The organism is Agrobacterium radiobacter (assembly GCF_040801995.1).
GTDB lineage: Bacteria > Pseudomonadota > Alphaproteobacteria > Rhizobiales > Rhizobiaceae > Agrobacterium > Agrobacterium radiobacter.
The window spans coordinates 2,277,714-2,300,768 of record NZ_JBEGHX010000001.1 but is presented as its reverse complement, the minus strand read 5'-3'; the positions used below and the strand labels follow the sequence as shown (position 1 = coordinate 2,300,768).

Here is a 23,055-nt window from a genome sequence, read left to right as displayed (position 1 = left end):
AACGCAAGCAGGGCAATGATCCGCATCTTGCCCGACATCAATCAGGAAAACGAACATGGCATATGATGTAGTTGTAATCGGCACGGGCCCCGGCGGTTATGTTTGCGCGGTCAAGGCGGCACAGCTCGGCCTCAAGGTCGCCGTCATCGAAAAGCGCGCGACCTATGGCGGCACCTGCCTCAATGTCGGCTGCATCCCGTCGAAGGCGCTGCTGCACGCGTCCGAAACCTTTGCGCATGTTGCCCATGGCGTCGATACGCTCGGTATCGAAGTTGCTGCTCCGAAGCTGAACCTTGAAAAGATGATGGGCCACAAGGACGGCGTGGTGAAGGCCAATGTCGATGGCGTTTCCTTCCTGTTCAAGAAGAACAAGATCGATGCCTTCCAAGGCACCGGCAAGGTGGTTTCCGCCGGCAAGGTCGCCGTCACCAATGACAAGGGTGAGACACAGGAAATCGAAGCCAAGAACATCGTCATCGCCACGGGTTCTGATGTTGCCGGCATTCCGGGCGTTCAGGTCGATATCGATGAAAACGTCATCGTTTCCTCCACCGGCGCGATCGCCCTTTCCAAGGTTCCGGAAAAGCTGATCGTTGTCGGCGGCGGCGTGATCGGCCTCGAGCTCGGTTCGGTCTGGTCGCGCCTCGGCGCGAAGGTCACCGTTGTTGAATACCTCGACAATATTCTCGGCGGCATGGACGGCGAAGTCTCCAAGCAGGCGCAGCGTCTGCTCGCCAAGCAGGGTCTCGATTTCAAGCTCGGCGCCAAGGTGACGGCCGTTGAAAAGACGGGCGCCGGTGCGAAGGTGGTGTTCGAGCCAGTCAAGGGCGGTGCGGCTGAAACGCTGGAAGCAAACGTCGTGCTGATCTCGACCGGCCGCAAGCCCTACACTGAAGGTCTCGGCCTTGCCGAAGCCGGTGTCGTGCTGGACAGCCGCGGTCGCGTTGAAATCGACGGCCACTACAAGACCAATGTCGACGGCATCTACGCGATCGGCGACGTGGTGAAGGGCCCGATGCTGGCGCACAAGGCGGAAGACGAGGGCGTTGCTCTCGCGGAAATCCTCGCCGGTCAGCGCGGCCACGTGAACTACGACGTCATTCCGGCCGTGGTCTATACGCAGCCTGAAATCGCTTCCGTCGGCAAGACAGAAGAAGAACTGAAGGCCGCCGGCATCGCTTACAAGGTCGGCAAGTTCCCCTTCACCGCCAATGGCCGCGCCCGCGCCATGCAGGTGACGGATGGTTTCGTGAAGATTCTTGCCGACAAGGAAACCGATCGGGTTCTCGGCGGTCATATCGTCGGCTTTGGCGCTGGCGAAATGATCCACGAAATCACCGTGCTGATGGAATTCGGTGGTTCTTCGGAAGATCTCGGCCGCACTTGCCATGCGCATCCGACCATGTCGGAAGCGGTGAAGGAAGCAGCGCTGGCGACCTTCTTCAAGCCGATCCACATGTGATCGGTTTTGGAGCCCGCTGCTCCAACATTAAATTTCAGTCATCTGCCAAACCCCGGCTTGCCATGCAGGCCGGGGTTTTCCATACTCGCGCCATAGCCTGTCTAACCTTTTGATAAAAGGCAATAAAATGGCGTTTCCAAGTCAAGTTTCCTTTTCGGTTCCACAGCGCATCATTCACTGGGCGATGGCGCTTCTGATCTTCTTCAATCTGGTGTTTCCCGATGGTATGGAACATGCCTATCGGCTGATGCGGCGGGGCGAGACACTGACGCCGGAGCAGATTTCTTCAGCCAATATCCACGCCTATGTCGGTTTTGCCGTGCTGTTTCTTGCGGTTTTGCGCCTCTGTCTGCGCTTCTTCCAAGGCGTGCCGCCGCATCCCACCGAAGAACCGCGACCGTTTCAGATCGCCGCGAAGGTGGCGCATTTCACCTTCTATGCCCTGTTTCTCGTTCTGCCCCTGTCAGGTATCGCCGCTTATTATTTCGGTGCGCAGTCGGCCGGGCAATTGCATTCCGGTCCCTTCAAGGCGCTGATGTGGGTGTTGATCGCCGGTCACGTCGGCGCCGTTCTGGTTCATCAGTTCTACTGGCGCACCAATGTCCTGAAGCGCATGACGCACGGCTAAGCGGCGGTTTGTCGCGTTCCCGGCTTCTCGGAAAAAGAGGAAGGTGACCCTTGCCGCATAGCGCGGCGGGGGTTCAGGAATGCAGGAGATCGAAGACATATTGCCGGGCGCAGACTGGCGGGATCGCTATCAGGGAGAGATGGTGACGCCGGAGCCGTCCTCTCTCGATGCGAGCAGGCTCCTTCTCGATCATCCTCCGGCGTGGATCAGCAGCCTTATGGCGCTTCGAAACCGTGTCGTATCGCTTTTCGGTTTAAGAACGGTCGAACTGGCGGCTGGCACGTCGGCGGGCGGTTTTCCCGTTCTTTCTTCCACCCAGGAGCGGACAGTGCTTGGCTTCGACGACCGCCATCTCGATTTCCGGATCGTTGTCGATCTTGAAGAAAGGGGGAACGGCCAGATGGTGATTGTCACCACCATCGTCAGGCGCAAGAACCTGTTTGGGCGGCTCTATCTTCTTGTCGTCGAGCCGTTTCACCGCCGCATCGTACCAGCGACGATGCGGCCCTTCTGCTCCAATGTCCGGCCCGTCAGCATCGGGCGTGAGCGGGTCAGTCAACCCGCGTGAGGGTGAAACCCTGGGCGCGCAGAAGTTCGATAACGCCTTCCTCGCCGGGCAGATGCAGCGCGCCGACGGCCATGAAAACATTGCCCGTGGCAAGCTCGGGGGCTGCCCGTTCCGCCATGACGTGGTTGCGGTCGGTAATGATGCGCTGTTCAAAGGCGGCGTAGCCCTGTTCGTTTTCAGCCGCGGCCTTCTTGGGATCGAGGCTTTTCAGCATGGGCATGGTCATGCCGATATCGCCGGCGACGTAAAGATCGGTCATGGTCGTCATCACGTCATCCATACGCTCACCGAGTTCCAGCGTCTCGATCAGCGCCTGAAGATGAAATTCCATCGGCAGTTCGGACATGGCCGTCAGCTGCTCAACCATGGTTTCCAGCCCGACAAGGCGTTTGCTGTCCGCAATCGCATCTTCGGCCAGCTTCTTGTCCAGAAAGGAAAGGCCGGTCGCCTTGCGGGCGAATTCGCAGGCGGGAAGGGCGACGAAGCTCGAAAGCATCCACGGCTTCATCCGCGAAACGGCGTTCAGCGGGATGCCGCGTTCCTTGAGGCCTTTTTCGAGGCGGGCGACATTATCGGGCGACAGAATGTCGGTGATCGATTTGCCATCCAGAAACATGGTGAGCTCAGGCTTGCTCAGCAACGAAGTCGCGACCTTCTTGTCGTCAACGATTTCGTCCGATTCCACGATGACAATCGCGGCTTTTTCAAAGGCGGGGCTGGCGGCGGCCGGCATTTCCAGAACACGCGGATCGGTGACATGCATGGTGCCGAGAAGATAGGACGGGGCCGTGCCTGCCTTTTCGATACGCCAGAAATTACCCTTGCCGTTCGGGATCGCGGCCGCTTCCTGTTCGATCTTTGCGAAGCCTTCAGGATCGGTCTTGCGCATTTCCACGAGAATGTCATTGCCCGTGCACGTGATCTGCTGCTGCTCTGCGGCTTCCGCTTGCCCCAGCGAAAGCAGGGTCATGAGCAGGATTGCAACGGCGGTGACATGCAGGGCCGCCAGCAGCCAGAGCAGGGCATCGCCGGCCTTGCCCATCAGGGTGGCGGTGAGATTTTGTGGTCTTATCAGGCTGTGCATCGGTCCAATCCGGTTGTCCTTCGCTTATAGAACGGCGGCTTGGATGTCTGGTTAATGATTATGGTTAACCATTTCCTGCTTCATGCGCGTGGGTGGGCATTGTCGTAGATTTCCAGCAATCTTGCGGTATCGACACCGGTATAGACCTGTGTGGTGGAAAGGCTGGCGTGGCCGAGCAGTTCCTGAATGGTGCGCAAATCCCCACCGCCGGCCAGAAGATGGGTGGCGAAGGAATGGCGCAACGCATGTGGCGTGGCGTTTTCCGGCAGGCCGAACGCGCCGCGCAGCTTCTGCATTTCCCGCTGGATGATGGCGGGCTGCAGCTTGCCGCCGCGTGCGCCGAGGAACATGGGCTCATCCGCTGACAGGGCATAGGGGCAGAGCTTCTTGTAGGCGTCGACCGCTTCCGTCACCACCGCCAGCAGGGGCACGATCCGCGTCTTATTGCCCTTGCCGGTAATGCGCAGGCTGCGGGCACCGGGTGGGAAATCAGATGGCGTAAGACCCAGCGCCTCGGAAATGCGCAGGCCGCAGCCATAAAGCAGTGAGAGGACTGCCGCGTTGCGGGCGGCGATCCAGGGCTCTTCGTTCAATTGCGCCTCGGCAGTGGTGATTTTCAGCGCCTGCCGGTCGGTCAGCGGTTTCGGCAGGGATTTCGGCTGTTTTGGCGCGCGCATGGCAGCCGCGCCAGCCGCGTTGACGAGGCCATTTTTCTGCAGGTGGTGCAGCAGGGAGCGCAAGCCGGCCAGATGCCGGCCGAGCGATCGCGCGCCCGCACCCTCCTTGCGCCTGTTGGCCAGAAAGGCGCGAAGGTCCACCGGACGCAGATCGGCTATGTCGCTTATAGCCGCGGGCTTGCCGATGTAACCGGTGAGGAAAGTCAGGAACTGGCGGGTGTCGCGCTCATAAGCTTCGACGGTATTGTCCGCAAGTCGGCGTTCGCCGGCAAGGGCGGCGAGCCAGGACTGGCGCTCGTTCAGGAGATCGGGTTCAGCAAATGTCAGGATTTCGGTCACACGGCGCTCCATTCCATGTCTCGAAACTATGCGCTTATGATCAGCATTTGGTTAAGAGGTGGACTTTGGAAGGCGCGCCCACTACATCCGGGCGGTTTCCTTTTTCCTGTCGTCGGGGCATGGTCGCCACATCATGGCAAAAGATTCGTCCGATCTGTTTGGGGCTCTGTTTGACCCGCCGTCGCTCACGCGCACGGTGCCCGTTCTTGTGCCCATGCCGGCGCCCGGGCCCTACAGCTACGCCGTGCCTGAAGATATGGTGGTAGAAACCGGTTCCGTCGTTCAGGTGCCGCTTGGTCCCCGGCAAGTCTTCGGTGTGGTGTGGGACGATGCCGGCGAAAAGGGTGTCGATCCGAAGAAGCTGCGGCCCATCACCAAGAGTTTTGAATGCCCGCCGCTGAAGGCGGAGATGCGCCGTTTCATCGATTGGGTTGCCGCCTACACGCTTTCTCCGCCCGGTCTTGTGGCACGTATGGCGCTGCGTGCGCCTGCCGCCTTCGATCCCGAACCGATGATCGAGGGGCTGCGGCTGACCGAAGGCAGGCCGGAGCGCCTGACCCCCGCCCGCGAGCGGGTGATGGAGCTGGCAGCCGAAGGGCACGGATGGACGAAGAGCGGGCTTGCCCATGCCGCCGGCGTCTCGACCAGTGTCATCGATGGTCTTGTGAAACAGGGCGTGTTCGAGACGGTTTTTCTGCCGGCGCCGCCTGTCGTCGCCGAGCCCGACCCTGATTATGTGGAGCCGCGCCTGGAAGGCCCGCAGAAACAGGCCGCTTCGGAGATACTTGAAGATGTGCGCAAGGGTGGTTTTCACGTCTCGCTCATCGATGGCGTGACCGGTTCAGGCAAGACCGAGGTCTATTTCGAGGCGGTGGCCGAGACGCTGAAGCAAGGCAAGCAGGTTCTTATCCTGTTGCCGGAAATTGCTCTGACGGCAGCCTTTCTCGAGCGTTTTCAGGACCGCTTCGGCGCAAAACCGGCGGAATGGCATTCGGACCTGTCACCGCGCATGCGTGAAAAGGTCTGGCGGCAGGCCGTCACTGGTGAAGTGAAGGTGGTGGCCGGTGCGCGTTCGGCGCTTTTCCTGCCTTTCGACAATCTCGGTCTCATCATTGTCGATGAAGAGCACGACCCGGCCTACAAGCAGGAAGACCGCGTCTTTTATAATGCACGCGATATGGCCGTCGTCAGGGCGCGGATCGCCGAGTTCCCGGTCGTGCTGGTCTCGGCCACGCCGTCGGTGGAAAGTCAGGTCAACGGCAGTTCGGGACGTTATAACACCATTCACCTGCATACGCGTTTCGGCGATGCGGCGATGCCGGACCTGCATCTTGTCGATATGCGCCGCCATCCGCCGGAAAGGGGAGGGTTTCTCTCACCCGTCCTGCTGCGTGGTATCGGCAAGACGATCGAAAAGGGCGAGCAGGCGTTGCTGTTCCTCAATCGCCGTGGTTATGCGCCGCTGACGCTCTGCCGTGTCTGCGGCCACCGTTTCCAGTGCCCGCAATGTTCCAGCTGGCTGGTGGAGCACCGCTTCCGCAATCAATTGCAGTGCCACCAGTGCGGCCACAGCGAGCCGACGCCCGATCATTGCCCGGAATGCGGCACCTTCGATCATCTGGTGGCCTGCGGTCCCGGCGTGGAGCGCATTGCCGAGGAGGTGGAGAAAAATTTCCCCGAGGCTCGCACAATCGTGCTCTCGTCCGATCTCATGGGCGTCAAGAGGTTGCGTCTGGAGCTGGAGGCCATCGTCAAGGGCGAGGCGGATATTGTCATCGGCACGCAGCTGGTTGCCAAGGGGCACAACTTTCCCCTTATGACGCTCGTCGGCATTGTCGACGCCGATCTTGGCCTTGCCAATGGCGATCCGCGTGCGGCGGAGCGAACCTTCCAGCTGCTTTCGCAGGTCACCGGCCGCGCCGGACGTACGGGTTTGAAAAGTCACGGCCTGTTGCAGACCTATCAGCCGCAGCATCCCGTCATGCAGGCCATCGTTTCTGGCGATGCCTCGGCCTTCTACGAACGGGAGATCGTGGAGCGGGAAAAGGCTGTTCTGCCGCCGTTCGGGCGCCTTGCCTCGATCATCGTTTCCGCCGATACGCGCGGGGAAGCGGAAACCCATGCACGTGGCTTGAGGGCCGCGGCCCCCCAGGTTACCGGCATCATGCTGCTCGGCCCGGCAGAAGCGCCGCTCGCGCTCATCCGCGGCCGCCACCGTTTCCGCCTCCTGGTGCACGGGCGGCGCAATTCCGACATGCAGTCTTTTCTTCGTACATTGCTGGCCAATGGTCCGAAGGAGCGGGGCAGCGTGCATGTGCAGCTCGATATCGATCCGCAAAGTTTCCTTTGAACTTCGCCGGCGAGGCGTTTTCCCGCTGTCATGACCGTGTCATAACGCAGCAGGCAATCAAAATGATTTGGGGAACGAGATGGAGTTTTATTTTCCCGCCGAGTTTGGCGAGCAGCTGGCCTTTGGCGCGGCGGTAGTATCGGCCGTGATGGGCCTTTTTTTCATGTTTGCGCCGGGCATTACGCTGCGCGCCTTCGGTCTGCAGCCGGCTGGTGAGCGCAGGGACGGCTATGCGCTCGTGCGTTCGTCGCTTGCGGGGTTCTATCTCGGTCTGGGCGCCGCCGCCCTGCTTCTGGCGCAGCCAATGGTCTATCTCGCCTTTGGTGCGGCATTCGGCCTCAGCGTGTTCGGCGGCATTCTCTCAATACTGTCAGATGGTGGCGCAACCATGCGGAATTTCTTACTTCTGGTTGTACACTTTCTGCTGTCCGCACTCGCGTTGAGCTACGTCTTGGGGCTGGTCTGAGGCGGGCTTTTTGGCTTTTGTGCCGCACCAGAGCCGCATCCTGGGCGGAATCGGAAAATTTAAACGCATTCCCCCTTGCCCAAACGGCGCTTTCCGCTATTACGCGTGTTGCGAGTCCCGGCGTCCTATGCTAGACGGACCGCGAAATTGGGAAAAGGCAGGGGGGAATTCCGGTCTTTTTCGGGGAAATTGAAACGATTTCAAGAATTTGATGCGGAGGATCCCCCTCGCTGATGTTCTTGGACGATTAGCAGGGAAAAAGTGCCCGTGGCAGATACCTCCCATGGAACATCCGGTGTAGCCGAAAGGTATGCATCGTCGCTTTTCGAGCTTGCTTTGGAAGCGGGTGCGGTCGAGGCAGTTGGAGCCGATCTGGACAGGTTCGGCGCACTTCTCGATGGAAGTGACGATTTGAAGCGTCTGGTTGCGAGCCCGGTGTTTTCCGCCGAGGATCAGTTCAAGGCAATCACCGCAATCTGCGAGAAGGCCGGTCTTGCCGGTCTTGCTGTCAATTTCCTCAAGGTCGTTGCGAATAACCGCCGTCTGTTTGCCGTTCCCGGCATGATCCGCGCCTATCGCTCCATTGCTGCTGCCCATCGCGGCGAAATTACCGCCGAGGTCACCTCGGCACATGCGCTCGACGAAGCGCAAGAAACTGAACTGAAGGCGGCGCTGAAGAGCGTTACCGGCAAGGATGTGACGGTTTCCGTTACCGTTGATCCTTCGATCCTCGGTGGCCTGATCGTCAAGGTTGGTTCTCGCCAGATCGATACGTCTCTTCGCACCAAACTTTCCACCCTTAAGCTTGCACTGAAAGAGGTTGGCTGATGGATATCCGCGCCGCGGAAATTTCCGCAATTCTGAAAGATCAAATCAAAAATTTCGGCAACGAGGCGGAAGTCTCGGAAGTCGGTCAGGTGCTTTCCGTCGGTGACGGTATCGCCCGCGTCTATGGTCTCGACAATGTTCAGGCCGGCGAAATGGTCGAGTTTCCTGGCGGCGTTCGCGGCATGGCGCTCAACCTCGAAGCCGACAACGTCGGTGTGGTTATCTTCGGTTCCGACCGTGCCATCAAGGAAGGCGACACCGTAAAGCGGACTGGCGCTATCGTTGACGTTCCGGTTGGCCCGGAACTGCTCGGCCGCGTCGTTGACGCCCTCGGCAACCCGATCGACGGCAAAGGCCCGATCAACGCCGCCAAGCGTTCGCGCGTTGACGTCAAGGCTCCCGGCATCATTCCGCGTAAGTCGGTTCATGAGCCGATGTCGACCGGCCTCAAGGCTATCGACGCCCTCATCCCGGTTGGCCGCGGCCAGCGCGAGCTCGTCATCGGCGACCGCCAGACCGGCAAGACCGCGATCATTCTCGACGCGATCCTGAACCAGAAGGCCATTCACGACAATGGTCCGGAAGGCGACAAGCTTTATTGCGTCTACGTTGCTATCGGCCAGAAGCGTTCGACCGTTGCCCAGTTCGTAAAGGTTCTGGAAGAGCGCGGCGCCCTGCAGTATTCGATCATCATTGCTGCCACGGCTTCCGACCCGGCTCCGATGCAGTATCTGGCACCGTTTGCCGGTTGCGCCATGGGCGAATACTTCCGTGATAACGGCAAGCACGCCCTCATCGGTTATGACGACCTTTCCAAGCAGGCCGTTGCTTACCGTCAGATGTCGCTTCTGCTGCGCCGTCCTCCGGGCCGCGAAGCTTATCCGGGCGACGTATTCTACCTTCACTCCCGTCTTCTGGAGCGCGCTGCAAAGCTCTCCGACGAAATGGGTGCTGGCTCTCTGACGGCTCTGCCTGTCATCGAAACCCAGGGCAACGACGTTTCGGCCTTCATTCCGACCAACGTGATCTCGATCACCGACGGCCAGATCTTCCTTGAAACCGACCTGTTCTACCAGGGTATCCGTCCGGCCGTTAACGTCGGTCTGTCGGTTTCGCGCGTTGGCTCTGCCGCCCAGATCAAGGCGATGAAGCAGGTCGCCGGTTCGATCAAGGGTGAACTTGCCCAGTATCGCGAAATGGCCGCTTTCGCCCAGTTCGGCTCGGATCTTGACGCTTCCACGCAGCGCCTGCTTAACCGCGGTGCCCGCCTGACCGAGCTTCTGAAGCAGCCGCAGTTCTCCCCGCTCAAGACGGAAGAGCAGGTCGCGGTGATCTTCGCCGGTGTCAACGGTTATCTCGACAAGATCCCGGTCGCGCAGGTCGGCAAGTTCGAGCAGGGTCTGCTCTCCTACCTCCGCTCGGAAGGCAAGGCGATCCTCGACACCATCCGCACGGAAAAGGCAATCAGCGACGATACCAAGAGCAAGCTCAAGGGCGCTCTTGATAGCTTCGCGAAGTCTTTCTCGTAATTAGGGCTCTTTTACTCGGACGGATAACGGATGCCTTCACTAAAGGATCTGAAAAACCGCATTGCCTCCGTAAAGGCGACGCAGAAGATTACCAAGGCGATGAAAATGGTCGCCGCGGCGAAGCTTCGGCGCGCCCAGGAAGCTGCGGAGGCCGCCCGGCCTTATTCTCAGCGCATGAGCGCCGTTCTTGCCAACATCGCCAAGGCGGTCGAGGCGGACGTTGCTCCGGCGCTGATGACCGGCACCGGCAAGGACGACGTGCACCTGCTCGTCGTCTGCACGGCTGAACGTGGTCTTTGCGGCGGTTTCAACTCGCAAATCGCCCGTTTTGCCCGCGATCACGCCCGCAAGCTGATTTCGGAAGGCAAGACGGTCAAGATCATCACGGTCGGCAAGAAGGGTTACGACAGCCTTCGCCGCGAATTTGCAGCCAACATCATCGAGCGCATCGAACTGCGCGAAGTGAAGAAGGTCGGTTTTGAAAACGCCGACCAGATCGCCAAGAAGGTGATCTCGCTCTTCAACGCGGGTGAGTTCGATGTCTGCACGCTGATCTATTCGGAATTCAAGTCCGTCATCAGCCAGATCCCGACCGGCCTGCAGCTTATTCCCGCCGCAACGCCTGTTGTGGAAGAGGATGCCGCGACGCAGAGCGCCGTCTACGAATATGAGCCGGATGCGGCTTCTATTCTGGAAGACCTTATTCCGCGCAACATTTCGGTTCAGGTTTTCCGGGCTCTGCTCGAAAACGTTGCCGGTGAAATGGGCGCCAAGATGAGCGCGATGGACAATGCAACGCGCAATGCCGGTGAGATGATCAACAAGCTGACGCTTTCCTACAACCGTCAGCGTCAGGCTCAGATCACCAAGGAACTCATTGAAATCATTTCGGGCGCGGAAGCGCTCTGAGGTAAGGAAAGAGGGTAAGGATAATGGCTAAGGCAGCTACCCCCAAGAAAACCGCAGCGGTGAACGGCGCGGGCAAGGTTACCCAGGTTATCGGCGCTGTTGTCGACGTGGCGTTCGAAGGCGAACTGCCTCCGATCCTGAACGCGCTCGAAACCGAGAACAACGGCAACCGCCTCGTTCTGGAAGTCGCGCAGCATCTTGGCGAAAACGTCGTCCGCACGATCGCTATGGACTCGACCGAAGGTCTCGTCCGCGGTCAGCCGGTCAGCAACACGGGCGCTCCGATCGAGGTTCCGGTCGGTCCGGAAACGCTCGGCCGCATCATGAACGTCATCGGCGAGCCGGTTGACGAAGCAGGCCCGATCGTTACGGCCAAGAAGCGCGCCATCCACCAGGATGCGCCGTCTTACGTCGAGCAGTCGACCGAAGCACAGATCCTCGTCACCGGCATCAAGGTCGTCGACCTTCTGGCTCCTTACGCCAAGGGCGGCAAGATCGGCCTGTTCGGCGGCGCCGGCGTTGGCAAGACGGTTCTCATCATGGAACTGATCAACAACGTCGCCAAGGCGCACGGCGGTTACTCGGTATTCGCCGGCGTGGGTGAGCGTACCCGCGAAGGTAACGACCTCTACCACGAAATGATCGAGTCCAACGTCAACAAGCTTGGCGGCGGTGAAGGTTCCAAGGCTGCGCTCGTTTACGGCCAGATGAACGAACCGCCGGGTGCCCGCGCCCGCGTCGCTCTGACCGGTCTGACGATCGCTGAAAACTTCCGTGACGAAGGCCAGGACGTTCTGTTCTTCGTGGACAACATCTTCCGCTTCACGCAGGCTGGTTCGGAAGTGTCGGCTCTGCTCGGCCGTATTCCGTCGGCCGTGGGTTACCAGCCGACGCTCGCCACGGACATGGGCCAGATGCAGGAACGCATCACCACCACGAACAAGGGTTCGATCACCTCGGTTCAGGCGATTTATGTTCCCGCCGACGACTTGACCGACCCGGCGCCGGCCACCTCGTTCGCGCACCTTGACGCAACGACGGTTCTGTCGCGTTCGATCGCTGAAAAGGGTATTTACCCGGCTGTTGACCCGCTCGACTCCACCTCGCGCATGCTCGACCCGATGATCGTCGGCGAAGAGCACTACGAGGTTGCCCGTAAGGTTCAGTCGACCCTGCAGCGCTACAAGTCTCTTCAGGATATCATCGCCATCCTCGGCATGGACGAACTGTCGGAAGAAGACAAGCTGACGGTTGCCCGCGCCCGCAAGATCGAGCGCTTCCTGTCGCAGCCGTTCTTCGTTGCCGAAGTCTTCACCGGTTCGCCGGGCAAGCTTGTCGCGCTCGAAGACACGATCAAGGGCTTCAAGGGCCTGGTCAACGGCGAATACGACAACCTGCCGGAAGCTGCCTTCTACATGGTCGGTTCGATGGAAGAAGCCATCGAAAAGGCGAAGAAGCTGGCTGCCGAGGCTGCCTGATCATGAATTGGCGGGCGCGTGGTTCTACCGCGCGCCTTGCCGACAATGGTGGCGAAAGCGGAACGGCTTTGCCTACGTTGTAAAAGACAAGTCCGTGACGCCCGCGTAGTTGAAAAGAAGTGAATAGCCATGGCTGACAGTTTCAAATTCGATCTCGTTTCCCCGGAGCGTCTGCTCGTTTCCGAAACGGTTACGGAAGTCGTCATCCCGGCTACGCTGGGTGAAATGACCGTTCTGGCCAATCACGCGCCGACGATGACCACGATCAAGCCGGGTCTGGTAACGGTGAAGTTCGCTTCCGGTGAGACCCATAAATACGTGGTTTTCGGTGGTTTTGCCGATATTCTGCCGACCGGCTGCACGCTTCTTGCCGAATCCGCGGTTTCGGCCGATGACATGTCTCCCGACACGCTGCAGAAGCGTATCGATGCGGCCAAGGCCGAAATCGAAGAGGGCAATCATCACCACGAGCATCTGACCAAGCTTGAAAAGCACCTTTACGAACTGACGAACCTGCATGAGGTTCTCGTCGCTGCTTGAAAGCACCGGGCGGGTTCGAAAGAATGACTGCCCACAAAAAATTCAAAACAGAAAGCGGCCGTTTCGGTCGCTTTTTTGTTTTGGGCTAGTGTCTGCCACTTTATCCAAGCGAAAAATTCCCGTTTCCGCGCATGAGCCCGTCCGTCAGCTCGGCTCGGGCTTCGGAATGTTGCTAGCGAATTACGCCGGCGATTCACGGGCAGACAATGGGTAAAGCAGGGATAGTAAAGCGCCTTCAATAGATGCACTCGGAAACCGATTCCGATTTTCATGGCTATAGGTTAGATGTGGTGGCGGGAAGAAGTGCTGCTTTGGGATCCTTAGCGAGATGAGGCAGATTTTCGTCATGGAGGAGTGATCAGCGTGTCGGCAAAGGCAAGTTACCGAAGGGTCGCAAGAACCGCTCTGCGGGAAGGGGCCATAGTCGAGGGCGAGCGGGCGGTGCCCGAGGAGGTGCCGGTTGCCTTTTCTTATGGCGGCAGCACCCATGCCGTGATGATGGCCAGCCCCGCCGATCTTGTCGATTTCGCAATCGGTTTCAGTCTCACGGAGGGCATCATATCCACCAGGGCGGAAATCCGTTCCATTGAAGTGATCGAGGCCGGGCAGGGTTTTGATGTTCAGGTGGATTTGCAGGATGCCAACGCCGATGCGCTGAAGGCAAGACGACGGCATATGGCGGGCCCGGTCGGATGCGGTCTTTGTGGCATCGAATCCATTGAACAGGCAGTCCGCGTGGTACCGGATCTGAGCGGCGCGGAAGTCTCCGTTGATGGCAATGACATCGTTGCGGCGGTGAAAGCGCTGAACGGGGCGCAAAGCCTCAACCGCGAAACGAGGGCAGTGCACGGCGCGGGTTTTTACAATCCTCAAGGAGGGCTGCTTGCCGCCCGAGAAGATGTCGGCCGGCATAATGCACTCGACAAGCTTGCAGGTGCGGTTATCAACGCGAACCTATCTCCCGATGCGGGCATTGTGGTGGTCACGAGCCGCCTGTCGGTGGAAATGGTCCAGAAGACGGCCATCCTTGGCAGCCCCATTCTGGCGGCGATCTCCGCGCCCACCGCGCTTGCCATTGAAACGGCTGAGAGCTCGGGTATCACGCTTGTGGCGCTGGTGCGGGGTGAGGATTTTGAAATCTTCACCCGGGCGGATCGTATCATTCTATAACGTTGAGGCCGCCGTTTCCCGGCGACCTTCCGGCTTCTGAACGGGCCTAGAATTCCGCCCATTCCGCTGCTGCGTTTCCGTGAGACCTTGGCGCGGCGGCATATCGAGGCTGCGGCGCGGGAAGTCTGGTGACGACGGCAGGCTTTTTGTCCGCCGGGCGGGCGGGTGATGCTGATGCTTCGTGTGATATTCTGAACTGCCGCAGCAACTCGTGCAGATTTTCCGCCTCGGTGGCGAGGCCGTGGCTGGCGGCAGTGGTTTCCTCCACCATGGCGGCGTTTTTCTGGGTGGCCTGATCCATGACGTTGACGGCCTGATTGATTTCCCGCAGACCATTCGCCTGTTCGCGCGAAGCTTCAACGATGGCCGAGACATTGGTGTCGATCTCGCTCATCTGTGACTGGATATCCCGCAGGGCGCCGCCGGTTCTGCCAACCAGATCCACGCCATTGGCGACCTGCTCGCGAGAGGTGTTGATGAGGGATTTGATTTCCTTGGCCGCAACGGCGGACCGTTGGGCGAGTTCCCGGACCTCCTGTGCCACAACGGCGAAACCCTTGCCCGCTTCCCCGGCCCGGGCAGCTTCGACACCCGCATTCAGGGCCAGAAGATTGGTCTGGAAAGCAATGTCGTCAATGACGCCGATGATGTTGGTGATTTCACCCGAGGACCGAGAAATCGCGTCCATGGCGGAAATTGCCTGCTGGACGATGTCGCCGGAATGTTCGGCATGTTCTCTCGTTCGCAGCACCAGTTTGCCGGCCTCGCCGGCGCGCTGGCTGGCATCGGACACGGTGGTGGTGATTTCCTCCAGTGCGGCTGCGGTTTCTTCCAGCGAGGCCGCCTGCTGTTCGGTGCGTTGCGAGAGTTGATCGGCGGCGATGCGGATTTCGCCTGAGCCGGAGGCGATTGTCGAGGCATTGTGGGCAATGGTCTGCATGGTGGTCTGCAGCTTGGCGACGACCTCGTTGAAGTCCGCACGCAGCTTTTCCATGCTGGGCACGAAGCTGTTGTCGAGGCGCTGCACAAGATCACCCTCGGCCAGTGCCCGCAGGGCATCGGCAAGCACGCTGATGGCGCTCATACGCGGCGTGACGTCCGTGGCGAATTTCACCACTTTCACCACCTTGCCTGCCTCGTCCAGCACCGGATTATAGGCGGCCTGGATCCATATTTCCTTGCCGTTCTTTCCGTAGCGGACAAATTCATCCGAGATGAATTCCCCCGCCGCCAGTCGCGGCCAGAAATTGCCATAGGCAGGCGAGGCGGCATAGGCCGGATCGCAGAACATACGGTGGTGCCTGCCCTCGATTTCCTTGACGTCGTAATTCACCGTGGCGCAGAAATTCGGATTGGCGGTGATGATGGTGCCATCGGGCAAAAACTCGATGGTTGCCTGGGAACGGGAGAGCGCCTCCAGCTTGCCGGCATCGTCCACGGCCTTGATCTTCTTGGCGGTGATGTCGGTGGCGATCTTCACGACCTTATAGGGTTTGCCCGAACGGAAAACCGGGTTGTAAGAGGCCTCGATCCAGATAACGGAGCCGTCCTTGCGGATACGGCGATATTCCTTGGCCTGGAACTCGCCACGGGCGAGAGAGGCCCAGAATTCCTGATAGGCCCGCGATGCGGCGAGTTCGCCGTCGCAGAAGATGCGATGATGCTTGCCGACGATCTCGGCGAGATCATAACCCAGCGCCGCGCAGAAATTCTTATTTGCAGTGAGAATGTTACCTTTGAGATCGAATTCTATGACCGCCTGTGATCTCGATATGGCGTCGAGCATATTTTTGTTATCTGCGCTTTTTCCTAACCCCAGCATTCCACGTCCCCCAAAATCAGCCCACGGCGCGGCGAGCCGCACAGGACATGCGGTCCACGTCGTATCATGTTGAATAACGAACAGGTTTTGCCGCCGAAGGCAGCAATGCAGGCACTTTTGTCTCTTCGCCTTGGTCAGGTATCGGCCCGCGTGATAGTCGTGCCGGCGCGATAATGATCTATGGCTTTTAATATTAGATATCTATAATATTAAAATGTTCTTATTTAATAAAACAGCGAAAAGGAAAAACAAAACCGCCGGGCGGGTGCTCCGGCGGTCTGGATTGATTGATAGTTTTCGTCTGGCAAGGCCAGCGGAAAAGGCCTGATTAGGCGGCGAGGTCTTCCGCTTCGGTTCCCTTGAACATTTTTGCGAGGTTCAGGAAGCAGATCATGCCGTGTTCGTTGGCAATGATGCCTTCCGAATACGACTTGTCGAAGGAGGCCGAGATCTCCGGAACCGGCTGAACCTGGTTTGCCGGGATCGTCAGAATGTCAGAAACGCGATCGACCAGCATGCCGATGACCATGTTGTGCACTTCCGCCACCACGATGGCGCTTCTCTCATTGGCGACGGTGCTTTTCATGCCGAGCTTGTGGGCCAGATCGATGATCGGGATGACAGAGCCGCGCAGGTTCATGACGCCGATAACGTCTTTCGGCGCGTGGGGAATAGGCGTCGAAGGCGCCCAGCCGCGAATTTCGCGGATGGTCGTCGTCTTCACGCAGAATTCCTGATCATGCAGGCGGAACGCGATGATTTCGAGCGTCTCACCGCCAAAATTGGTAGAGTTAATCATTGCCATCAGAATTCTTCCCAATGCTCGCTGTGGAGGCCGGCGCAAGTGCACCGACACTTGCATATGCGGATTTGGCGTTCTGCCTGGTGCCTGAACAGCCGGAAAACAATATTTCCGTCTTCAATGGAAGATTCGTAGCATGAGATGGTTTCGCAAACCTAAATGCGAAGCGGCTCTGGAGTGTTTTCGCTTTTCTTCGAATTGCGAAAATACTCTCTTTGATTTTACGCATTGTCCGGACGTAAAACCGCTACGCACTTTTACTGGAAATACTAATATTCCTTCTCGTAAAATATGCCGGCTGCGCCTTCGCCATCGCCGCCCGCTTCCCCGCGCAATTTCACGCCCCGCCCGACATCGAGGTTGATGATGGCTTTTGCGCCGGACTCGCCGCTTTGCTGCAGTTCGAGATAGGTTCTTTCGTTTAGATATTTACCGGCGGAAACGCGGGCCTGCCCCTCGGAGTCGGTCGAAATATCGAGATCGTCGACGCCGAGATTGCTTCTGAGCTTGTCGAACAGCGAGGTGGAGCGTCCGCCTGCCAGCTGGGCGGCGGCATCGGCGAGCCTCGCGATCTGCAGAGCCGAGAGTTTCGACATGGACTGGCCGAAGATCAACTGTGCCATCACCTCGTCCTGCGGCAGGGCGGGCGCCGAGGAGAAAGCAAAGGTCGGATCGTTGGCAGTGCCGGAAACGGACACGGTGATAGTCGTTGAGCCGACCGTCGAGTCCGCCTTCATATCGAGGACCGGAACGAGGCCGCCACCAAAACTGATATTGCCTGTCGTGAAATCGAGGCGGCGAGTGAGGATTTCGAGCCGGCCACGGCGCATTTCAAAGCCACCGGAAATGACGGGAACGGCTGCCGTGCCACGGATCGTCAGATTACCCGTGAGTTCCGCATCGATGCCGCGGCCGCGCACGAAGATACCGCTTGGTGCATTCACCTGCAGATCGAGATTGATGGTGGACGAGCTGCCGCTTCCGCCTTGGTCAGCCCCGAGCGCTTTGGCCTGCGCGCGCACCTTTGGTGGGGCGTTCTTGTGCTTGACATCGATCTCCGTCAGCGAGGCCGGAAGCTTTTCCGGAATGGTGATGGCGCTTCTGTCCAGCGTCAGATTGCCACCCAGCACGGGGGAATTCAGCAGCGGGCCTTTCAGCGTCAGCGTGCCGCTTACCACCGTCGTCACCAGCGTGCCGTCATTATAACCGGCGCGATTAAGCGTGATCGATATATCGGCGGGGAAACCCGAACCGCCTGATATGCCGACGCTGCCGGTTCCCGAGATCGTTCCACCGCCCGCCAGCTTGCCCATCAATCGGGAAATGACGGCGCGGTCGCGGTCGAAGGTGATGGTGGCGCCGAGATCGTTGATGGTCAGGTTCCTGCGCACGTCGGTCAGGCGCGTACCATCTGTGGTGATGCTGCCGGTCACGATAGGCGCGGAAGCGCTGCCGGAAATCTTCACATCGATGGCGGCGGTGCCATCCACATCGAGACCCTGCGCTGCGGTTTGCGCCGCGACGGCGGAGAAGGGCAGCCTGCCGGAAAATGCCATGGAAAGCGGACGATTGCCGGCGATGCCGAGCGAGCCGCCGCCGGAAAGCGACATGCCGCCCTGGCCGGACACATTGGTGTCGATCTGCAAGGTGCCGCCGGCAAAACGGCCATTCGCCTTGATGCCGAGGGCGGCGAGCCCCGCCACGCGTGTCTGCGCAATCTCGGCATTTGTCCAGTTCAGATTGTAATCGACTGCCGGATTCGACGCAGCACCCTTGGCGCTCACCGTGCCGGAGATACTGCCTGCCGCATCCAGCCCGGTGGCGAAGGCATTTGCGAGACTGGCGGGCAGCGAACGGATATCGGCATTGATGTCGAGCGTCGACCCGGCGCTGCCGTTGACCTCAACGCGCCCTTCACCCGTGATGATGGTCAGATCTGAGATGCGGGCCGTGCCGTTCTGGATGGCGATGGTGCTTGGTTTTTCAAGTCGTACTGCAATGCCCTTGGGGGCGGCGGAAAAAGCATCGACGCGCACCGTCATCGGCGATCCGCCGGTCTCAGCGCTGCCCTTTACCACCAGCGGCGCGTTGTCGTAACGGCCGTTGACGTCAAACTGCGTCGTTGTGCCGGAATGTCCGATGGTGGCATTCAGGCCTGATATCGCGGCGGCGCCGGCATTGACGCTATCGGCGCTGACCTTGCCATTGATGGCGAGAGCCTGAAGGTCATCGATGGAAATATCGGCGGCGAGCTTGGAGATCGTTGTTGTGCCCTGGCGGATGCTGCCGCCATTGGCCTTTATCGTCGCGGCGATCCGGCCATTGGCGTTGCTCAGGGCGATGTCGCCGGCGATATCGCCATCCGCCTGCTGCGCGGCGAGTGCGGCGAGCAGCGCAAGGTCGGGGAAATTGAAGGAAAGACTGCCCGATGGCAGGAACTGCTGCGAGAATTGCAGCTGCCCATTCAGGATATTCCGGCCCACCGCCACGTGCAGCTCGGGCATCGCCGTGCCGTTTTCGGTCTGCACTACATCGGCATTGGCGTCGATCTTCTGCCGGTCGAGACTGCCGCTGGCGGTGATTTTTGCCTGAGGCGCAGCCGGGTCGGCCTTGCCTGTTGCATTGACCTTCAGCGCTTCCAGCGTTCGCCCGGCAAGGATGGCGCTTTCGGAACTCAGGGTGACGTTGAAATCCGGTGCGGCAAGCGCGCCGCTGGCCTCGATTGCAAAATCGGCGACGCCCTTTGCCTGCGGCGTCAGTTTCTCGAGCGCCGGAAATTTACCCGTCAAGCTGGCGCTCAATGCCTCGTTTTCGAGGCTGACATTGCCCGTGGCTTCGATCGTTCCCGATTTGACGATAAGGTTTTCAACGCTGGTGCGTCCACCGATCGTCAGGTCGATATCGCCCTGGAGGGCGATAGTCGTATCGAACTTTTCCGCGAGCGCCGGTGGAAGGGTAGCGGGCAGTGCGAAGAGCTGAATGCCGGAGGTGAGGCGATTGCCGGCGAGATCGAAACTGCCGTTCAGCGTGCCGCCGACACTGGCGCTTTCCAGCGTCGCGCCGTCGAAACCGATGGCGGAAGAGGTGAGGCGGAGCGGGGCCTTGATGGTGAGTGGCGCACGCACCAGCCGGTCGATATCCGGGCTGACGAAGGACGATTGCGCCACGGACAGGACCGTCGCGATCGTGCCACTGCGGTTGGCGACGTTGAGATCGGCGCTTTCGGCCGTCAGCTTGACATCGTCAAGCCGGCCTTGCGGCAGGGAAAGGCTGCGCAGCGATACGGTCGTGTTGAGATGCGCGGCCTCCGCTCCACCCTTGAGGGAAAGATCGAGGCCGTTGATGAGAGCCTGAACCTCGCCATTCTCCAGCGGCCAGCGAAAATCCACGGGGCCGGCGGTGCCGATGAGATTGGCGGCAAGATCATTTTCACCGTTCGGATCGACGGAGCCTGATGCCGTCAGCAGCAACGTGCCGGTCTCCAGCGTGCTGCTACCGATTTCGATGCGGCCCTGCGGCGAAAGGGTTGCATTTGCATCGAGCTTCGTCTCGCCGGCAAAAAGCTGGCGGAAGGCCGGGGGCAGAATCAGGTCCGGCTGGCCACCGCCCGTAATTTCGATACGGCGTGTGCCATCATCGCCAAGAAGGTGGCGACCGGTCACATTGACGACGGGGTTACCGGCGACATTGCCGCGCAGGGTGCCCGTCCAGTCTGAAAGCGGGCCTTCACCATTGAGGTCTATCGCCACCGCAGGTGTGCCGGGAAGCGAAAGCAGCGTGGCGAGAAGCCCGCCCTCGGGCTCCTTCATCTCCGCTTTCAGCTTCAGGACGTTCTCATTCGGAAGGAAAGCAACGTCGGCGTTAACCTCCGCATCCGGCGCATTCAGCCGGTGGGCCGTGAGCGACAGCCTGATGTCGTCCCGGGCGGCCTTGAGGCTGCCTTCAGCGGTCAGGTCGAAAGGGCGGCCGAGAAGTGATTGCCCAAGGCTGATATCGGGAAAGCTGAAATTGTCGACGGCGACTTCGATCGGCAGCGAGGAATTGCTGGAGCTCTTGGTCGGCGTCTGCTCTGACGCAAGCGGTTTACGCTCGACATCGATCGATCCGGCCGAGACGCGGTCGGCATGGAAGGTACCGGCAAGCAACGAAAGCGGCGACCAGTCGACGGCGATCTGGTTGACGCGGGCATAGGGGCCCTGCCGGTCTGAAAGGGTGACATTGTCAAGCCGCAGACGGCCGGTCAAAAGGCCGCCCGGGGGAGAAATCTCGATCACCTGATCGGGCGTGGAAACGAGTGATGAAATCTGCGTTGCGGCGATCCTTGCGCCCATCGGCGTAAGACCGACGAACAGAACCGCGAGCAGCACCAACACCACGCCGAACAAAGCAGCGTAGCCCAGCCATTTCAGCAATCGAATCAACATTTTCATAAAGGGTAATCTACACTCTGTTGCAAGGGTGTTCGACTGCGGCGTTTAAAAAGACTGGCCGATGCCAGCATAAATGCCGAGACTGTTGCCACCATCGTATTTTTCAAGCGGCATGGCGACATCGAGACGCAGAGGCCCGAAGGGTGTCGCGTAACGCAGGCCGATACCGGCGCCAGCCCGGATATCGGAAAAATCGGGTGTCACTTCATCCGAAACAACACCCGCATCGATGAAGGGCACGATGCCGATTGTATCGGTGACCTTGATGCGGGCTTCGATGGAGCCGACCACATAAGAACGGCCGCCCGTTGCGTCGCCAGCGGCATTATACGGCGATATTTCCTGATAGCTATAGCCACGCACCGATCCGCCGCCACCCGCATAAAAGCGCCTTGTGGTGGGAATGTCCTGCAGATCGCTGCCGCCGACGAGCACGCCGCCGGAAAGCTTTCCGGCCATGATCAGCCGGTCTTCGGCGCCAATCCCTTTGTAGCCCGAGATGGAGCCTTCAAAAGAGGAAAAGAAGGTGCCGTTCAGCGCTTCATAGCTAGGCTTGGCGGCCAGCGATGCGCGGAAGCCTTCGGTGGGGTTGAGCTTGTCGTCGCGTGTATCACGAACGAATTCCAGCGGTATGGAGGTGGTAAGGTATTCGTTCTTGCCGAATGCGTCTTCGGTATCGGCCCATTGCACCTCGAGACCGGCTGCCGCAGTGTCAGTGTCGTTCAGCTCGTAGGCGAAACCGGCTGTGCCCGTCACTGTCTTGGCGTCGTATGTATCGGGGTGTTCGGTCTTGGCAATCAGGCTGGTCTTGAAGGTGGTGCGCGGATTGAACATGCCGGGCTTGATGAAAGTAATACCCGCCGAATAATCCATGCCTTCGACGCTCGATGCTTCGGCGATGCGCGAGACAGAACCTTCGATACGCAGCGATTCTGCCTGTCCGAACAGGTTCCGGTGGCCCCAATAACCCTGAAGGCCGATGCCTTCCGTGGTGGAGTATTGTGCGCCGACGCCGAAATAGCGGTGTTTGCCTTCTGAAACCTCGATGGTGAGCGGAATGGTGCCGTCGCGCGCCAGCGTTCCCGCTTCCTTGATCGTCAGGCTGGAAAAGACGCCCAGCTGGCGCAGCCGGTCGGCGGCCTTGCGCAGTTTTTCCGGCGAATAGGGCTCGCCGCCATTGAGGCGCGAATAACGGCGGATGAAATCGCCATCGACGGTTTTTTCACCTGTTACCGTCACCGTGCCAAGGGGCGCCACGGGACCGCCTTCGGCCCCCATGGTGATATCGACCGTGTTCGTCGCGTGGTTGGCGACAGCCTCTCGTTTCGTCAGCTTCGCAAGCGGCCGGCCTTCGGCCTTCAGATCATCGATCAGCTTGTTGCTGGCGCGGATGATGGCCAGAGAACCGGCGTCGCCCCCGGTCGTCAGGCCATAGTCCTCAAGGTTGCGGCCGGTCACATCGCCTTCAAGCCTGACATTGCCAAGTTTGAAGACCGGGCCGGGCGTTACCGTGATCACCACGGGCACCGGAGCGGAATGATCGAACACCGGATTTGGCGGCAGGCTATCCACATCCTTGCCGGCGACAGTGACCTTGACGATGCCGCCATAACGGGCGTTTTCATAAAGCGCCGCAATCAGCCTGTCCCTGTCGTCTCTTGCCTTTATCAGAAGGCCAAGATCGCCTGAGGCCGGCTTTTCCTTGTCCGCCAGGAGAAGCGAGCTGTTTTCCAGGCTGTCTTTCAGGGATTTGTCGGCGTCCTGGGCATCAAGCGTGACGGCGTATTTGACCGGATTGATAACCTCGACCTCCGGTTCTTCCGAACCCCAGAGGCGCATGCCGAACAGTTTGAAGGCGAAGGCGTCACGGGTAAACGCCGGATACAGGGCGAACGTCACAGCAACCGCGAGAGCGGTGCCGGCTTTCCGATACGCAATACCTGTCTTCGGGTTAGTTCGTGTTCTTCGCATAA

At 59.6% G+C, this 23,055-nt stretch carries 17 protein-coding genes; 11 read left to right on the top strand and 6 right to left on the bottom strand.

The genetic code is table 11. From position 1 onward, the window contains the following. The first annotated feature begins 55 nt into the window (after positions 1 to 55). From lpdA to MRBLRC7O_RS11405, 3 genes are all read left to right on the top strand, one after another. Positions 56 to 1,462: a dihydrolipoyl dehydrogenase gene (lpdA, locus tag MRBLRC7O_RS11415; RefSeq protein ID WP_003504975.1), complete on the top strand. Its 1,407-nt coding sequence runs from the start codon at positions 56 to 58 to the stop codon at positions 1,460 to 1,462. Positions 1,463 to 1,589: 127 nt separating this feature from the next. After that, positions 1,590 to 2,090 (top strand): cytochrome b, encoded by a 501-nt coding sequence (locus MRBLRC7O_RS11410; RefSeq protein WP_080866467.1) that lies wholly within the window; start codon positions 1,590 to 1,592, stop codon positions 2,088 to 2,090. Positions 2,091 to 2,169: 79 nt separating this feature from the next. Then, a complete protein-coding gene (locus tag MRBLRC7O_RS11405) occupies positions 2,170 to 2,658 on the top strand; it encodes a DUF2867 domain-containing protein (RefSeq protein ID WP_003504971.1) in 489 nt (162 codons plus the stop codon). On the opposite strand, the gene MRBLRC7O_RS11400 is transcribed toward MRBLRC7O_RS11405, so the two are convergent. Continuing rightward, on the bottom strand, positions 2,642 to 3,742 hold the full coding sequence (locus MRBLRC7O_RS11400) for a TraB/GumN family protein (protein WP_080866466.1): 1,101 nt from the start codon (positions 3,740 to 3,742) through the stop codon (positions 2,642 to 2,644). The genes MRBLRC7O_RS11405 and MRBLRC7O_RS11400 overlap by 17 nt on opposite strands. An 80-nt stretch (positions 3,743 to 3,822) precedes the next feature. Next, the gene (locus tag MRBLRC7O_RS11395) at positions 3,823 to 4,770 is read right to left on the bottom strand and encodes a tyrosine recombinase XerC (protein WP_080866465.1); all 948 of its coding nucleotides are present in this window, start codon (positions 4,768 to 4,770) and stop codon (positions 3,823 to 3,825) included. Between the two features lie 121 nt (positions 4,771 to 4,891). Here MRBLRC7O_RS11395 and MRBLRC7O_RS11390 point away from each other — a divergent pair, with 121 nt between their 5' ends. The 8 genes from MRBLRC7O_RS11390 (at position 4,892) to fdhD (ending at position 14,028) form a co-directional block, all read left to right on the top strand. Beyond that, a complete protein-coding gene (locus MRBLRC7O_RS11390) occupies positions 4,892 to 7,108 on the top strand; it encodes a primosomal protein N' (RefSeq protein ID WP_080866464.1) in 2,217 nt (738 codons plus the stop codon). 79 nt (positions 7,109 to 7,187) lie between these two features. Beyond that, entirely contained in the window at positions 7,188 to 7,574 is a 387-nt protein-coding gene (locus MRBLRC7O_RS11385; RefSeq protein ID WP_080866463.1) for an AGROH133_08824 family phage infection protein, read from the top strand. A 261-nt stretch (positions 7,575 to 7,835) separates the two neighbouring features. Beyond that, a complete protein-coding gene (locus MRBLRC7O_RS11380; RefSeq protein ID WP_173739219.1) occupies positions 7,836 to 8,402 on the top strand; it encodes a F0F1 ATP synthase subunit delta in 567 nt (188 codons plus the stop codon). After that, entirely contained in the window at positions 8,402 to 9,931 is a 1,530-nt protein-coding gene (gene atpA / locus MRBLRC7O_RS11375; protein ID WP_003516747.1) for a F0F1 ATP synthase subunit alpha, read from the top strand. Before MRBLRC7O_RS11380 ends, atpA begins: the two co-directional genes overlap by 1 nt. A gap of 30 nt (positions 9,932 to 9,961) precedes the next feature. Beyond that, positions 9,962 to 10,840 carry a F0F1 ATP synthase subunit gamma gene (locus MRBLRC7O_RS11370; RefSeq protein ID WP_003504958.1) on the top strand — a complete coding sequence of 293 codons (879 nt, stop codon included), beginning with the start codon at positions 9,962 to 9,964 and terminating at the stop codon, positions 10,838 to 10,840. A 23-nt stretch (positions 10,841 to 10,863) separates the two neighbouring features. Beyond that, on the top strand, positions 10,864 to 12,318 hold the full coding sequence (gene atpD, locus MRBLRC7O_RS11365) for a F0F1 ATP synthase subunit beta (protein WP_003504956.1): 1,455 nt from the start codon (positions 10,864 to 10,866) through the stop codon (positions 12,316 to 12,318). Between the two features lie 129 nt (positions 12,319 to 12,447). Further along, a complete protein-coding gene (locus MRBLRC7O_RS11360; RefSeq protein ID WP_003492358.1) occupies positions 12,448 to 12,858 on the top strand; it encodes a F0F1 ATP synthase subunit epsilon in 411 nt (136 codons plus the stop codon). A gap of 354 nt (positions 12,859 to 13,212) precedes the next feature. Continuing rightward, a complete protein-coding gene (gene fdhD, locus MRBLRC7O_RS11355) occupies positions 13,213 to 14,028 on the top strand; it encodes a formate dehydrogenase accessory sulfurtransferase FdhD (RefSeq protein ID WP_080570253.1) in 816 nt (271 codons plus the stop codon). Positions 14,029 to 14,074: 46 nt separating this feature from the next. On the opposite strand, the gene MRBLRC7O_RS11350 is transcribed toward fdhD, so the two are convergent. The 4 genes from MRBLRC7O_RS11350 to MRBLRC7O_RS11335 all read right to left on the bottom strand — a co-directional run bounded on the left by MRBLRC7O_RS11350 (position 14,075) and on the right by MRBLRC7O_RS11335 (position 23,053). After that, complete coding sequence (locus MRBLRC7O_RS11350) at positions 14,075 to 15,850, bottom strand: methyl-accepting chemotaxis protein (protein WP_035212813.1); 1,776 nt, start codon at positions 15,848 to 15,850, stop codon at positions 14,075 to 14,077. Positions 15,851 to 16,178: 328 nt separating this feature from the next. After that, a complete protein-coding gene (locus MRBLRC7O_RS11345) occupies positions 16,179 to 16,655 on the bottom strand; it encodes a chemotaxis protein CheW (protein WP_003504949.1) in 477 nt (158 codons plus the stop codon). Between the two features lie 266 nt (positions 16,656 to 16,921). Next, complete coding sequence (locus MRBLRC7O_RS11340; protein ID WP_111820515.1) at positions 16,922 to 21,082, bottom strand: translocation/assembly module TamB domain-containing protein; 4,161 nt, start codon at positions 21,080 to 21,082, stop codon at positions 16,922 to 16,924. A gap of 45 nt (positions 21,083 to 21,127) precedes the next feature. Further along, positions 21,128 to 23,053 (bottom strand): autotransporter assembly complex protein TamA, encoded by a 1,926-nt coding sequence (locus MRBLRC7O_RS11335; protein ID WP_080570252.1) that lies wholly within the window; start codon positions 23,051 to 23,053, stop codon positions 21,128 to 21,130. Between the last annotated feature and the right edge of the window lie 2 nt (positions 23,054 to 23,055).

Bases quoted from the DNA above. Each gene is read 5' to 3' on its own strand.
- MRBLRC7O_RS11340 (WP_111820515.1), bottom strand. From the start codon at position 21,082: ATGAAAATGTTGATTCGATTGCTGAAATGGCTGGGCTACGCTGCTTTG.
- MRBLRC7O_RS11345 (WP_003504949.1), bottom strand. From the start codon at position 16,655: ATGGCAATGATTAACTCTACCAATTTTGGCGGTGAGACGCTCGAAATC.
- atpD (WP_003504956.1), top strand. From the start codon at position 10,864: ATGGCTAAGGCAGCTACCCCCAAGAAAACCGCAGCGGTGAACGGCGCG.
- MRBLRC7O_RS11370 (WP_003504958.1), top strand. From the start codon at position 9,962: ATGCCTTCACTAAAGGATCTGAAAAACCGCATTGCCTCCGTAAAGGCG.
- MRBLRC7O_RS11385 (WP_080866463.1), top strand. From the start codon at position 7,188: ATGGAGTTTTATTTTCCCGCCGAGTTTGGCGAGCAGCTGGCCTTTGGC.
- MRBLRC7O_RS11395 (WP_080866465.1), bottom strand. From the start codon at position 4,770: ATGGAGCGCCGTGTGACCGAAATCCTGACATTTGCTGAACCCGATCTC.
- MRBLRC7O_RS11335 (WP_080570252.1), bottom strand. From the start codon at position 23,053: ATGCGAAGAACACGAACTAACCCGAAGACAGGTATTGCGTATCGGAAA.
- lpdA (WP_003504975.1), top strand. From the start codon at position 56: ATGGCATATGATGTAGTTGTAATCGGCACGGGCCCCGGCGGTTATGTT.
- MRBLRC7O_RS11390 (WP_080866464.1), top strand. From the start codon at position 4,892: ATGGCAAAAGATTCGTCCGATCTGTTTGGGGCTCTGTTTGACCCGCCG.
- MRBLRC7O_RS11360 (WP_003492358.1), top strand. From the start codon at position 12,448: ATGGCTGACAGTTTCAAATTCGATCTCGTTTCCCCGGAGCGTCTGCTC.
- atpA (WP_003516747.1), top strand. From the start codon at position 8,402: ATGGATATCCGCGCCGCGGAAATTTCCGCAATTCTGAAAGATCAAATC.
- MRBLRC7O_RS11410 (WP_080866467.1), top strand. From the start codon at position 1,590: ATGGCGTTTCCAAGTCAAGTTTCCTTTTCGGTTCCACAGCGCATCATT.
- MRBLRC7O_RS11405 (WP_003504971.1), top strand. From the start codon at position 2,170: ATGCAGGAGATCGAAGACATATTGCCGGGCGCAGACTGGCGGGATCGC.
- MRBLRC7O_RS11350 (WP_035212813.1), bottom strand. From the start codon at position 15,850: ATGCTGGGGTTAGGAAAAAGCGCAGATAACAAAAATATGCTCGACGCC.
- MRBLRC7O_RS11400 (WP_080866466.1), bottom strand. From the start codon at position 3,742: ATGCACAGCCTGATAAGACCACAAAATCTCACCGCCACCCTGATGGGC.